The sequence below is a fragment of the Synechococcus sp. C9 genome (assembly GCF_022984075.1).
GTDB lineage: Bacteria > Cyanobacteriota > Cyanobacteriia > Gloeomargaritales > Gloeomargaritaceae > Gloeomargarita.
This window is the reverse complement of the sequence record NZ_JALAAD010000001.1, coordinates 1,828,692-1,842,861: the sequence shown is the minus strand read 5'-3', so window position 1 is coordinate 1,842,861 and position 14,170 is coordinate 1,828,692. Positions and strand designations below refer to the sequence as shown.

General features: G+C 43.1%; 12 protein-coding genes. All 12 read left to right on the top strand.

Annotated elements, in window-relative coordinates:
* Positions 1–77 precede the first annotated feature (77 nt).
* Positions 78–1,076: a hypothetical protein gene (locus MLD66_RS09005; RefSeq protein ID WP_247217117.1), complete on the top strand. Its 999-nt coding sequence runs from the start codon at positions 78–80 to the stop codon at positions 1,074–1,076.
* Between the two features lie 275 nt (positions 1,077–1,351).
* Entirely contained in the window at positions 1,352–2,419 is a 1,068-nt protein-coding gene (locus tag MLD66_RS09000) for a TIGR03985 family CRISPR-associated protein (RefSeq protein WP_247217116.1), read from the top strand.
* Between the two features lie 213 nt (positions 2,420–2,632).
* Positions 2,633–3,334 (top strand): Uma2 family endonuclease, encoded by a 702-nt coding sequence (locus MLD66_RS08995; protein ID WP_247217115.1) that lies wholly within the window; start codon positions 2,633–2,635, stop codon positions 3,332–3,334.
* 18 nt (positions 3,335–3,352) lie between these two features.
* Positions 3,353–4,615 carry a TIGR02221 family CRISPR-associated protein gene (csx2, locus tag MLD66_RS08990; RefSeq protein WP_247217113.1) on the top strand — a complete coding sequence of 421 codons (1,263 nt, stop codon included), beginning with the start codon at positions 3,353–3,355 and terminating at the stop codon, positions 4,613–4,615.
* Positions 4,616–4,647: 32 nt separating this feature from the next.
* Complete coding sequence (locus MLD66_RS08985) at positions 4,648–7,659, top strand: type III-B CRISPR-associated protein Cas10/Cmr2 (protein ID WP_247217111.1); 3,012 nt, start codon at positions 4,648–4,650, stop codon at positions 7,657–7,659.
* 111 nt (positions 7,660–7,770) lie between these two features.
* A complete protein-coding gene (locus tag MLD66_RS08980; RefSeq protein ID WP_247217110.1) occupies positions 7,771–8,901 on the top strand; it encodes a type III-B CRISPR module-associated Cmr3 family protein in 1,131 nt (376 codons plus the stop codon).
* A complete protein-coding gene (cmr4, locus tag MLD66_RS08975) occupies positions 8,898–9,713 on the top strand; it encodes a type III-B CRISPR module RAMP protein Cmr4 (protein WP_339396954.1) in 816 nt (271 codons plus the stop codon). The genes MLD66_RS08980 and cmr4 overlap by 4 nt, the downstream gene beginning before the upstream one ends.
* Complete coding sequence (locus MLD66_RS08970) at positions 9,710–10,387, top strand: Uma2 family endonuclease (protein ID WP_247217100.1); 678 nt, start codon at positions 9,710–9,712, stop codon at positions 10,385–10,387. Before cmr4 ends, MLD66_RS08970 begins: the two co-directional genes overlap by 4 nt.
* Positions 10,387–10,884 (top strand): hypothetical protein, encoded by a 498-nt coding sequence (locus MLD66_RS08965; RefSeq protein ID WP_247217099.1) that lies wholly within the window; start codon positions 10,387–10,389, stop codon positions 10,882–10,884. Before MLD66_RS08970 ends, MLD66_RS08965 begins: the two co-directional genes overlap by 1 nt.
* Positions 10,884–11,537, top strand: coding sequence for a Uma2 family endonuclease (locus tag MLD66_RS08960; protein WP_247217097.1), 654 nt, complete (start codon positions 10,884–10,886; stop codon positions 11,535–11,537). Before MLD66_RS08965 ends, MLD66_RS08960 begins: the two co-directional genes overlap by 1 nt.
* A gap of 21 nt (positions 11,538–11,558) precedes the next feature.
* Entirely contained in the window at positions 11,559–13,466 is a 1,908-nt protein-coding gene (locus MLD66_RS08955; RefSeq protein ID WP_247217095.1) for an RAMP superfamily CRISPR-associated protein, read from the top strand.
* Positions 13,463–14,128: a Uma2 family endonuclease gene (locus tag MLD66_RS08950; RefSeq protein WP_247217093.1), complete on the top strand. Its 666-nt coding sequence runs from the start codon at positions 13,463–13,465 to the stop codon at positions 14,126–14,128. The genes MLD66_RS08955 and MLD66_RS08950 overlap by 4 nt, the downstream gene beginning before the upstream one ends.
* Positions 14,129–14,170 lie beyond the last annotated feature (42 nt).

The following is a 14,170-nucleotide window of genomic DNA, read 5'->3' as shown; positions in this document are numbered from 1 at the left end:
CCAGTACCCTTACGAACCAAGCCGATGGTGAGATAAGAGAACTGCTCAATAAAACCGCAGATAGCCAAGAGCAAGATTTGACCCCAGAACAACAATTAATTTTAGAACAATACATTGATCAGCGACGGTCAGAAATTCTGCAAGCTAGTATTGCTAAAGTACGCAAATGGAGTGCCGAGTTAAATGGCATTTTAAGTTATTATCAGGGGCAGATTCCTCCCAAAACAGACATACATTTTTTATTAGCAACTGCCACCTATCAAGGGCAAAAGACGGCGGGCATCATTCAATCCTGGTTAGAAAAATATGGGTGTTGCGTCCAAATTGCGAGCATTTCTGAATACTTAAATGTGAATAATACGGAAAATTTTCGTTTGGCAATGAGTGAGTTAGTTGAATGGGCAGAAAATACCTTACCAGGGTATCGAAAAAGTAATTATAAAATTGTATTCAATCTCACAGGCGGGTTCAAAAGTGTGAATGGCTTTTTGCAGGCGATGGGAATGTTTTACGCCGATGAATGTGTGTATATTTTTCAAAGCTCCAGCGAATTGTTGCGGATTCCCCGTCTGCCCGTAAAACTTGACCCAGAGGGCATTATTCGTGAAAATTTATCTATCTTTCGTCGCTTAGCCCAAGGTGAAACTCTGCCCCTCAAAATGTGTCGTGCCATTCCTGAAACATTGCTTTATCAAGTTGGGGATGAAGTCGAACTTTCTGAGTGGGGTAAATTACTCTGGAACCGTTGCAAAGACGACTATTATAGTGAACAGTTGCTCGAACCTCTTAGCCCAAAAATCCGTTATTCAGAAACCTTCCAAAAAACATTTGCTTCCCTATCGCCAGACCGGAAAAAAATCGTTAACGAACGCCTAGATCAACTGAGTCGTTGTTTGGAAACAAACCAAAATTATAACCCCAAATCCCTAGATTTCAAAGCACTTAAGAAGAATCCCTGTCCACCCTCAACCCATGAATGCGATGCCTGGAGTGACTTGGATGCAAAACGTATCTTTGGTCATTTTGAGCATGATATTTTTGTGATTGACAAGCTCGATAAGGGGTTACACGGATGACTTTTGACTTACCGTTAAGCGTCTCAGTTTTGGATTGGTTATCCGGGCATCGTTTAGCCGAGCGATTGAGTTTTTCTGTGCGATTATGGGTACTTTTGCACAAACTTTATGACGATTCTGACCAGGGTTGGAGTGATTTACCCGAAGCATTCACCTACACCGATATTCGGGATCGGTTACTATCACCTGCCCATCCCCGGCAAGACCCCAGTCAGGGACAAAAAATTCTCTGTCCTGATGCAGAATGTATTTGTCATATCCCATTAAGCTACTGGGTGGAACCGATTGCTGATGAACTACGCCACGCCCTAGCGATACCTGAACCAATCTGGGAAGAATATTTGGTAGAAAAACCCTTTCACCATTCCCATCGCACCCTTCGCAAAACCTTACCTCATTTAGTGGAAAGTGGCTGGCTAAAATCCCTTCCCAATGCTAAATTTATGCGCTTATCCCTAGATAATTTACCCCAACTACCCCGTGGACATAACTCTGAAGCACTATCTCTAATTTATAGCCTTAATGTGTTAAATGATATTGCCTTTGTTGACCCCCGTATATCCTTGTTACTTGCTAATTTACAAGAGAATAACCAGCAAGAGCAACGGATTTTTATTCACTTGGATTTTATTTTTTCACCCAATACCCAAGACCAAGTGGACGACTTCCAATATCAACTCAATGAAATATGGTCACAACCAGAGATTAATCCCATCGAATTTATCTACAATACCCGCCAGAACGGTCAACAACCAATGATTACCTATCCGGTGTGTTTATTTTATGCCCGTAGAGCCAAATATTTGAGTGCTTACGGCACAACACCGAATCAGTCTTTAGGTTGGTATAACTTTCGTCTCGACCGAATTACATCAAAAAAACTTAAGGTTTTAGACTGGTCAGATGCTCGAATCATGCCAGATTTATCAAACTTAAGAGAACGCAGAAAATTACCTACACCCGAACAGGTACAAATGGCTTGGTATGAGGCTTGGGGAACTGATTTTTATCTGGAAAAAGCCCTGATGATTTTACGGTTTAAGCCAGACTTTGCCCGCCGTTATATTGACGGAACCGAACGACACCCAACATTTCAGAGAATTCCTTACCAAAGAATTCCATACTTAATTCGTAATCACCCAGAACGGCAATACATTCAACAGATTTTGCAACAACGTTCTGCGAATGATGCCTACTATCAAGCTCAGGTGCGGCTGGGTGATACCGATTTAACGATGCGTTTGCGGGATTGGCGACCCAACGGCGAAGTGATTGCTCCCTCAAAATTGCGAGAACAAATGCGTCAGGAAGCAATTCAGGAACTCGACCTATACAGGCGTTAAAAAACAATACTAAAATTAATATTAAGCATCAGGATGCCTGCATTTGTTGGCACTTAGAAAAAAATTATTTTAATCATAATCAAATCTTATTTAGAACCAAGTTAGCGTCGCTCTGCGACCACATATTCTGAATTGATAATATTCCGACTTGATAGAAGTACCCACTGGTGTTTTTTTTAGAGTATCATAAAATTATCCCCCGTAATAATTGCTATGACACTGCCCCCTGCTGAAGAGCTTGCGGTTATTCCTGTCCGCCCTGACATTAGTGATGTGGTGATTGAGGATGATCAGCCTGTGGATAGTCTTTACTCCGAAAAGTTGCAACGGCTGTTGACCTCGGCTCTGTATGCCTCCTTCAAACCAGGGGTTCCTTTTTTAGTTACGGCGAATGTGGGGCTTTTTTACACCCTCAAAGCACCTCCTTTGGTACCGGATGTGATGGTGAGTTTAGAAGTTTCTTGCCCGGAAAATTTTGAGCGCAAAGAAGACCGCACCTACTTTGTTTGGGAAATGGGAAAACCGCCGGATGTGGTCATTGAAATTGTCTCGAACCGCAAGGGTCATGAGCTAGGTCGCAAATTGAGAGACTATGCCCATGCCGGAGTCGGTTACTACATTGTCTATGATCCTTTACATCAATTAACCGAGTTACAGGGGGCGTCCTTAACCATTTTTGAACGGGAGGGTACTGCGTTTGTTCCGTACGAGTCCAATTGGATGCCCAAGGTAGGATTGGGGCTAACTTTGTGGAACGGTAAATATGAAGGTGTTACCGTCGAATGGCTACGGTGGTGTGACGAAGATGGGAACCTGTTATTAACTGGCGAAGAACAGGCTGAAATTGAACGGCAACGGGCTGACCATTACCTACGTTTATTGCGGGAACACGGCATCAATCTCCCTGAATCCTAAAAAGTAGCACGGTGTACCATGACCAAAACCCTTTTAACCACCATCGGCACAGGTGACTACAGACCGACAATTTATCACTTTGCTGACCAAAAAGCGGCAAAAACCTGTTATGTTGCCCAAGCCTTCTGTCAAATCTTTCCCATTGAAAAGGTAATCGTTCTACTCACTTCCGAAGCCCGACAAAAACATTGGGAATCTCTGAAATCCTGTTTGCCGCCAACGGTTCAGGTACAAGACCGCCATATACCTTCGCTTGAAACAGAAGAGGCAATTTGGCGCATTTTTGAAATATTAGTTGACAGTATTGATCCCCAAGACCAGATTATCTTTGATATTACCCATGCGTTTCGTTCGATTCCGGTGTTGGTGCTTCTAGGTGCAGCATTATTACGCAAGGCGAAAAATGTGGAAATTCAAGGTTTATACTATGGTCTCTATCGTGGCGAGGCATCTGAAAGTCCAATTGTTGACCTAACCCCAGCCCTGTCCTTACTAGATTGGCTCACCGCTACGGACAAATTCATTACTACGGGTTCTTCGGTTGATTTGGGGAATTTGTTAGATACAGTACAGCAGGATTTCTACCGTCCTCAAAAACTGGCAATGGATATGCAGAAACCAACTAAATTACAAAATTTTGGTCGAGCGATTCATAATGTCTCTCGTTCGATTGAATTGATACGACCTATGCATTTACTTCAGGAAGATTTGCCAAAATTGATAAGGCATTCCACGCCAGAACTCGAACAAGAAATTGGGGTATTTTCTAAGCCATTTGGTCTGATGTTAGAACAGGTGCGCCAGAGCTATACGCCATTGGCTCTATCTAATGCTAATGCAGATAAAAAAGAGGAAATATACAAGCAATTTTTGCTTTTGCAGTGGTATGTAGAAAAGCGATTTACCGTTCATGCACTATTAATGGCACGGGAGTGGGTCGTTTCTGCCTTATGCTTATTAGATGGACGTGATAAATACTTAGAACGGGAGCATCGTGAGGCAGTGGAAAAGCAACTTGGCAAAATGATTGACTATCAAAATCCTACTCTTAAACAACCTATTGCTTCCCACGTCAAAGACGCTAAAGCTCTAGCAAACTTTTGGTCACAATTAACTCAATACCGTAATGATATTGCCCATGTGCAGATGAATGAATCGCCACTCAATAGTCAGGCTTTAGAGAAATTTGTCCAAGAAAAATTAGTATGCACCCTACAATCCCTTTTCCCTTCTTTAACGCAATCATCGCAATTGGAAGAGGTTGATTCTAATCACTGTTAATCTAAAACTACATGAAACCAAAAGGAGCAACCATGTCTCAAAAACATTACTGGCAAGCCAAAATATGGGGACTACTGCATGACCCAGCCTTGAAAGCTCTCCATGATGCTTCGGGTCGGGGAAGGGAAGGAGTTTGGCGGTTATTACAGGTTATGCAGGATTGGGTTTCTCCCAAATCGAGTGATGCTTCTGATTATCAAAAATATATTGGTGATGCGGATTTGGTTGCATCTGCTAGTGACCGTTCAGCGATTGGCAATTTACCTGTTGCTATTGATTACCAAACGATTGACCGGGGTTTGACACTTGGAACTGGACTGGAAATAACCCATTTATTATCAGCAGGAACAATTTTTTGGGAATTACAACCTGATAACCATAGGGATTTAAGCAGAGCTGGGAATCGTGCCGAGTATTTACGGCAACGAGAGGAATCAGTCGTTCCCGATTGGATCAAACAAGAAGAAAATGATTATCCACAGGTCTTTTGGTGGTTTTGGCGGTGTTTTCCAGAGGCAATTTGCCGAGAATTTAATGACGATAGTTTAATGCTCATGCCTGCGGAAACGCGTTTACCGGATGGTTCTATTTGGAGTCATGCAAGTATTACCTCGGCGCTAGCGGGATGTTTGGCAGGATATACTGAGCCTCAGAAAACCCGTCCCTATCTGGCTACATTTACCTTCAGTCCCATCCAAGAACTCATCAAAGCCAGTCGCAAAATGCGGGACTTTTGGGCAGGGTCTTGGTTATTGCATTATCTATCAGCCAGAATTTGCTGGAAATTAGCCCTAAAATACGGGCCGGACTGCTTACTTTATCCGAGTTTATATGCTCAGCCCTTGATTGATTATTGGTTACTAGAGAAGTACCCAGATTTCTCAGATTTAGTTAAAAAACCGTCGGCGGAAAAATTGCTAACAGCCGGATTTCCGAATGTGATTATGGTGTTGTTACCGGAGGACAAAGTTAAAGCCGCTATGCAAATGGCTCAGCAAACATTACGGGAAGAGTGGCTACATTTAGGCAAATTAACATTTAACTTTTTACGAGAGAGATATTGGATGCAACGTAGGCTGGATGAATCGGACTTGACTTGGCAAGGCTGGCTAGAACATCAATGGCAACACTACTGGGCGGCGGTTCCGTTGGGTCATCCTAACTATCTATTAAAAGATACAGGAATTTTACGTTCTCAAGGGTCTATTGATGAGGATCAATGGGTATGTTCTCAGAATCAAACCTATCACTTGACTGATAAACAGCGACTATTTCTGGATAAAGAGCTGGCATTTTTGCGTGCGAGTTTCATTGACCCTAAAACTAAAGAACGTCGGCAATATAAGCCTGGAGTGAATATCGGTTCTTGGTGGGCGGCAGTGGTGGATGAAACCCGCAGGGTACAAGCGGCTTGTAAAAATGCCCGTGATTGGGAGTTACCTGTAGCTTTTGGTCCTCGTAGCACTATCTCTGGTATCGGCTCAGTGGTGCATCCCTCTCCGGGTGATTCCTGGATTACAGAGGGAGAGAGCCAGCACTATTGGGCACGAAGTGCAGGGCTTTTTGATGGTCGGGAACAGCTCAATGCCACCGAAACTGTCAAGCGGGTTTTGCACAAAATTGTGCCTAAACTTTTCCCTGGTTGTGAAGAGGAAAAAATTGCTGCATCCTATCCCGATTTAACCGGTGGTGTTGCTGGTTACCTTAAAACGCATGAACAAAGAGAGAGGCATGGACAAAGAGAGAGAGAACATTTTGAACGTGCTTGTGCAGCAATTCAGCAAGAACATCCTTGGGTCAATGAAGTCATTCGAGATATGCACAATAGATGGGGAATTCCTTGGGCAGATGAACATCAACGAAAATTTCAGTATCATCCTCGTTTGTTAAATGCAGGTTGGCTGGTAGAAGATGCTGATGTTGATGATGTGATTAAAAAAGAGTATCAAAATCAAATTAATCAAATTTTGAAGGAGTTTTATCCCGGCGTCAATCCAGCAAATTGGTACGTGCTAGCGGCGGGCGATGGGGACGGCATGAGTGAATGGCTCAAGGGTACAAGAATGAAAAAATACTATGAGTATTTACCCACACCATTAAAATACCTTGCCGATGGTCATGAACAACAAATTGGTGATGTGTTTAATGCCCAAGAACTTGCCGAGGTTCGGTCTCAATTTAGTGAGTTTGTTAAGAACCAAGAAATCAAAAAACGCATGGGACCATCCACCCACAATGCCTTGAGCCGTGCGCTATTAGATTTTTCCAATCAACTTGTACCTTATTTAACAGAGCGGCGGTATGCAGGTCGTCTGATTTATGGAGGTGGGGATGATGTTTTAGCTTACACCAATCTATGGGAATGGGATGAGTGGTTGTGGGATATTCGTCAGTGTTTTCGGGGACAAGATGACCCTGCCGGAGAATTTGAGAATCGGGGCAATTACTGGCTATGGAAAAAGTCAACATTGCCCAAGGGATTGAGCAAGCGTCCTTTATTTACGATGGGTTCAGCAGCAACCATCAGTTTTGGTATTGTGATTGCTCATCAATCCGTACCATTAGCGATTGCTTTAGAGAATCTTTGGGAAGCAGAAAAACAAGCCAAGCAACATGAAGACGATCAGGGCAATAAAAAAGATGCCGTGCAGGTGCGGGTACTTTACGCCAATGGTAATCAGCTACAGGCTACGAGTAAATTCGAGACGTTTGATAAATGGAAAGACATTTTGGACTTTGACTGGAAGAAATATAATTTAGAGGAAGAGGAAGGGTCTCTATTTGAACAAGCCGTACAAATTTGGGAGCAACATCCTGCGCCGATTCAAGAAGCCATCTCAAAGTGGGTAGTTGTTTTTTGTGAACGGCGGGATATATTCCAAGGTAACCAAGATGCAAAGAATGATTTCCACCAAAAGCTCTGTGCGTTTCTGGAGCATATCTGGGAGTATAGCCAAGTAAAGGAACGAGATAGGCAAATTCAAAATTGGTTAAAATTAGCCGCTTTTAATTTACGCAATCGCTCTATTAGACTTGGAGAGTGATGATGAATACCGCCAGCATACTTACGTTATTTGAAATATTGTTTCAATGCCTCCCGTCCTCTTTATTATATCTTACTTCTTTCCACGCAACTATGACTTCCAAGGAGATTTATGGCTAGCTCATGGTACACTCTGACACCCCTTGATGTCTTGATGTTTCGGGATGCAAAACCGTTTACCCCCGGTGAGAGAGCCTGGGCTAGTGGACGTTTTCCACCCACAGGTCATGTCATTAGTGGTGCCATTCAGACCTATTTACAGGAGCGAGTCACCTTACGTATCCGGGGTCCATTTTTGTGTTTTGATGAGCAACTATATTTTCCCAAACCCCTGCATATTTACAAAGGTTTTCCAATGGTACCAATTCCCTGGTTGCCGCCGGAAGATGCCTATCAAAAGTGCCAGTGGGATCAGACTCGACCTGCGCCCTTGATTAGCCAATATCGTTCTGATGACTCTACCAAAGAGCAAGGTGCAACTTATTTACCTACAACCCAAATACTTAAACTGTTGAAAGGCGAAAAAGAATCTACGGTTGAGGGGATTGATGAGCCTTTTTACAAAGAAACTCGTCCTCACAATACTCTTCAAGAAGGAAAGCGACAAGTTAAGGAGGAAGATGGTTATTTTGTAGAGATTTGTATCCGTCTCAAATTGGGATGGAGTCTCGCTGTTTCCATAGAAATACAGGATAAACAAACCCACACTTGGCATCCTCTTAATATACCGGAAGGAACATACCTACGCTTGGGCGGAGAGGGACATCAAGTATTGGTTACTTCCTGTTCAGAACTTGCTAGGCAGTGGCAGGAGTTGCAGACGATTTCTCAAGCTAATTTTCAAAGCAAAAAAAGGTGTTTGGCTTATTTGGTCACGCCTGGTGTATTTGTGCGTAAAACCAATGGCATTTCCATGTGCCGTGCTTGGCCTTGGGAGTGGAAATTAGCGAATCGTAGCAATGCCAATGCTACCGCAGGGTCATTGGTCAGTGTAGCAACAGATAAACCCATTCCCATCAATGGTCGGACTCGGGCTGTCAATCCTCAGCAGGAAATATTTAGTTTACCCGCACCCCAAGTATTTGCCGCACCGCCAGGGAGTGTGTACTACTTGGAATACCCTACTTCTTTAATGCAGGATAATGAAACTATCAATGGTGTGCCTAATCCAATACATCGCTGGCGACAACTAGGATACAGTGAAATGCTTTGGCTGTCTAATCCATTTCAGGAGGTTCAATGATGGAGATTGTGTATTTAACTTTGCTCTCGCCATTGCATACTGGTGGCACGACTCAAGAAGGAAATTTGCTGGGAATCGCCCGTGAATCGCATACGAATTTACCCTATATTCCATCGAGTACCATCCGGGGACGCTTGCGAGCCAGTATTCCTAGTAGCGAAAAATCAAAAAAATTCTTCTTATTTGGCAACGAAATTGATAATGGTGAACAGCTTGAACAGGGGACTATTTGGATTGGTGATGGCTCTCTTCTCTGGATTCCCGTCCCTTCCCTCAGTCATGGCGTTGTGTGGGTGACCAGTCCCATGTTGTTGCGGCGTTGGCAACGATTGTCTGGTTCAATGTTAGCAATTCCGCCTGAGTATTCTACGAATATTCCCAACGGCAATGTGTATCTTAAAGATGCGATTTTAAAGCGAGATAGTTTACATAATTGGGCAGACTGGAAACAAGCTATTCCTGGATTGAATGGAGGGGGAATGGTCAACCATGTATTGGTTTTACCGGATAAGCACTGCGCTACGATTGTGCAAATGAGTTTATGGCGACAGGTTAAAGTGAAACTTAATGAACATAAAACGGTAGAAGGTGGCTTTCGATACGAAGAAGCGATTCCTCCCGATACTATCATGTACTTTTCCTGGGGCATTACAGCACAGGCAAATGGTATGTGTCAGGAAGCCCACAATGAATTTACCAGACTCTTGCAACGCTCCGATGTGCTTCAAATTGGCGGTCAAGAAAGTTTAGGTCGTGGTTTTGTACAATTAACATTTAATAGTAACCAAGATACACAGGCAGGTGCGTCATGACAATTTTAGTGGGTAGTTTAGTTAAACCCTATGCTCAATGGCAAACGGCTACTTGGCAAGATTATGAACGACTGAGAGACGACCCATCTTTGGAGCGAGTACAGTTATTCTATTACAATCATCAGCTTTTAGTAGAAAATATGGGATGGGAAGGAATTTTACATTCAGAAGTGCGTGAACTTCTAGGCTTGATTCTGGGATTGTGGCTAATGCAACATCCTGAAATTAAATCTAAAATTTTGGGAAGTTGTCTAATGGAAAAGGTAGGTCAACAAGCCGCCGCCCCTGATATTCTGGTATATTTAGGAGAAAATCTGCCCCAATATCAAAAAGGTGAATCCAGAAGAATCAATCTCGAGCAACAGCGATCGCCAGATTTAGTGATTGAAGTCGCCGATACTACTTTGGATTCTGATTTAGATCAAAAGAAACACCTCTACGCCGCACTAGGTATCTCTGAATACTGGGTTATTGATGCCCAAGGTAGCCAAGTTTTTATTTTCATTCTTAGTAATCAAGAGTATTATAGAAATGAAGTCTCTCAACTAATATCAGGGTTTACTGAGCAACTTTTATCTGAAGCGATAGATCAAATGAAACTAGGCTCAAACATCTCAGCCGCCTCTTGGTTCAGCCAACAGTTATTGCACTCCCTATCTAAGGAGGAATCCTAATGTCTAAAAAGAACAAACATGGCTCTCAATTTCCGAAGCCGAATTCGCCATCAACTCCCGCAGTTACCCCTGCACCTGTTGCTACTGTTCCTAATCCAAGACAACCAAAAAATGAAGCTATGTTATTTGATCCACGCACAATAGGAACGCCTGTTTATGAACGCTTGAGTGAGCTTAGAACTCGAACTAATGATCAGGCAAAGCTCAGAAAACAAAAAAGCATGGCTCAGGAGATTTACACCTATCTCTCCACCTGGGGATTGATGCGTCTTAAGGCTGAAGAAACTATTCTCAAAGATGGTAGGGAAGACCCTGTAAGGATATTCTTTGAGTGTCTGCAAGAGCTTTCTGGTAAGCCAGATTTAAGTTTGGATAATCTAAAAAACTTGAGTGCTGATGACTATCTTGGTCTGACTGGGCTTGCTTTGGAAATTGCCCGTGAATTTAGCTTTTGGGTATCTGCTGTTTATCACGATGTAGCAGGAGATGATCGCTAATGACTGTATCTATTCCGCTTAAGTGCATTGATTTACGAGAAGGAAGCTCTATCATCCTTCATTCTCAAACTTGGCAGGATTGGGAAAACATTCTTGAAGAATTAAGTGAAGACCGCCATACCCGGATTGCCTACTATCAAGGTGCTTTGGAAATTATGTCACCGTTATCCAGACATGAACGCCCCCATCGCCTTATCGGTTACATTGTGACGGCAATTTTAGATGCTCAGGGCAGAGATTGGGAAGATTTTGGCTCGACTACTTTTTATCGCAAAGATAGGGCGGGTGTTGAGCCTGATACGTGTTTTTATGTAACTAACGCTGATTTAGTGCGTGATTGTATGGCAAGGATTGATGTAGATATTTATCCACCGCCTGATTTGGCAATTGAATCAGATGCAACTTCTAAAAGTTTTCTCTCGGCTTATGAAGCGATTGCTGTGCCTGAAATTTGGATATATCATAATAGTAGCCTCAAAATATTTTTGCTGAACAATGGACAGTACAGTGAGTCTGAGAGTAGTTTATTGTTTCCAGATTTGCTAGTTAAGACACTGATTCCCCAATTGGTCAAACAAGGAATGTCTATTGGGGCAAGTGCCATGTTAAGAGAGTTTCGGCAATCCCTCGCAGATAGTCTAAAAAAGAGTTAGTTTTTCTAGGAGAATCTAGCCATGTCATCCACAAGACCTAGACCTGCAAATAATAACCCTCATCAACAACCAGGGGGTCGTGGTGGTGGTAATCAAGGCAATAATCGTGGCGGTGGTCAGGGAGGTGGTGGTCATCATCCCTCTAATCATCATCCTGAGCCATCACCCTGGTTGGGACATATACTAGACCCCAATCCGCAACCTCATAAAACAGCGAGTTTTGTGGAGTATTTGCGGTGGATGAGAACACACGATGCTCAACATAACGAAGGAACAAAAGTTCAACTAGTGAGTTTTGCAGAGAGTCGGGGTGACTATATCCAGCGGTTGCAAGAAATGAATCGCCGCACTCGTTTGATTGCTGGGGATAGTAATACCTTTACAGTGACTTGTCCGTGGCGGATTCGTGTGGGAGGTACAAAAGGTCCTGAAGAGATGTTATTGCCTGCTTTTGATGCGTTAGGGATGCCTTATATTCCTAGTTCTACGCTACGGGGTGTTACACGAGCACAAGGAATTTGTGAATTTATGACGCAAGGGTTGTCCCGTGCCCAGGCAGAGCAGGAAATTGCTAAGTATTTAGGGGATTTGGATGCTGAGGATAGGCACAAGGCTGGCAAGATCGTCTTTTTAGATGCGTACCCTGTAGCTACAAATGAGCTAAAATCTGGTGGTCTAGCGGTAGATATTGCTAATAATATCTGGAATTGGGAAGGTAATAACCTGGAATACCATCCAAATCCTAATGTATTCTTTTCACTGAAGCAGGCAACGTTTTTGATTGGTATTCGCAAGGGAATTAACTGCATGGATGAGATGTTAACAACGGTCAAAAAATGGCTCATCAAAGGTTTGGCTCAAGGAATTGGCTCACAAATTAATTCGGGTTATGGGCGGCTGGTGAGTGAACAACCCTCGCCTAACCCTAGAGAATTTTTGCGTTTGCCTTTTGAGTTAGAAGGGCAACTCATTCATGGGCGACAAACAGTTACTTGGCGAGCAGATTTAGGTAATTATCGTAACCAATCTATTGCCGAAGTGCGCCCCGTTGCATTCAAAAACATGATGCGTTATTGGTTTCGAGCATTTGGATTAGGTGTATTACCAGCTTCTAAGGTGCAGGAATGGGAAGGTAAATTGTTTGGGGCAATTACACCGCACCCGCAACGGGGATGGATTCAGGTTGAAGTTTTGGATGGAAAAATTGTACAAAAAGAGCCACGACCAAATTATCAAGGCAAAAATGATCCAGTAGGTCAACAATCGGGTATTTTGGTACTTTCTCTATCTGACGAATGCCCTGATGAGCAAAAAGAATCGAGCCAACGATTATTTCGCAATTTAACTTGGCTAATGTTTCATCTTGGGGGTGTTGGACAAGGTGCAAGAAGACCTTGCTATTCTCGTAAAAATAGGGATAGAGCACCTTGGTGGCGGGGTTCCACTTTGATACCTAAAACACAAGATAAATTCTGGGAATTGCCCGAGTCTGCCCGTGAGTTTGCAGAACTGTTTCGTAAGAGAATTAAAAATTTCTTTGAAGCCTTAGCAACTGTTACAGGACAACCAATCAATCCCCAACAATTGAGAATATGTGCTGAACCCACTCAACCACGCTGGACAGAGGCAGTAGATGCTCATTGCCAAATTCTGATTACTCAACGAAACCCTGAAGGGAACAAACCCTATGCGTTGGCAAAACTGCATCAACTGGGCAGGCGGGGTGAACAATATGACCGTTTTTTGTGTGGAGGCGTGGGAAGAGATAGAGATGTGATTCCTTCTCCAGTGTGGATTGCAGATTTTGACGGTTATGAAGCCGTTACCGTATTTGGTGCAACGGCAGAGCCACGCAGGCGATTTGTTGACGAACTTAAAAGGGAAAGGGCTATTCAGGTTTTCCCATCACCCCAAGGAGGAAATAGATGACAATTGCTACTGCAAAGACTTTGCCTAATGACCAGTTTTCAGGGGAAACTCAAACTTGGCAAACAGGTTCCTGGGAAACTTTTCTCGCTCTTTCTCAGCAACCTACCTATCAAAAAGCCAAAGCCTATTATTGCCAAGGAGCGTATCAGTTTATTATGGGTGTGGGAGCGAATCATGCGGCAATCAATCTCATTGTTTCTCTGCTCGTTGAATTGTATTGCATTATGCGTGGGATTCCATTTCGTGGTTTGACCAATGCGAGTTATCGAAAACCCGGTTTACGAGAGTGTCAACCCGATAGCTCTTTTTATTTTGGTGACTCTGTAAACGCATCACCTACTGGCAGAGAGATTCCTGATTTAGACAATTATTCTCCCCCAGACTTGGTGATTGAAATTGCTGATTTTTCGTTAGCTGATGACTTGGGTATGAAACGTTTACTCTATGAGGAAATGCAGGTGAAGGAATACTGGGTGGTAGATGTATCATCTTTGGAAATGTTTGCCTTTGCTGTGGATCAAAATTTAGGTAGTCGGAGAGTTCAGCAGTCTGTTGTATTAGAAGGGTTGGCAATGGATGCCATCACTGAGGCACTGCACAAGAGTCAAGCACTAGATAACGCCCAATTAGGACAATGGTGGATGGGAAAAATAAAACCATAACTCTATTACCGATGAATCTCTATTTATTTGAACCAACTAAAA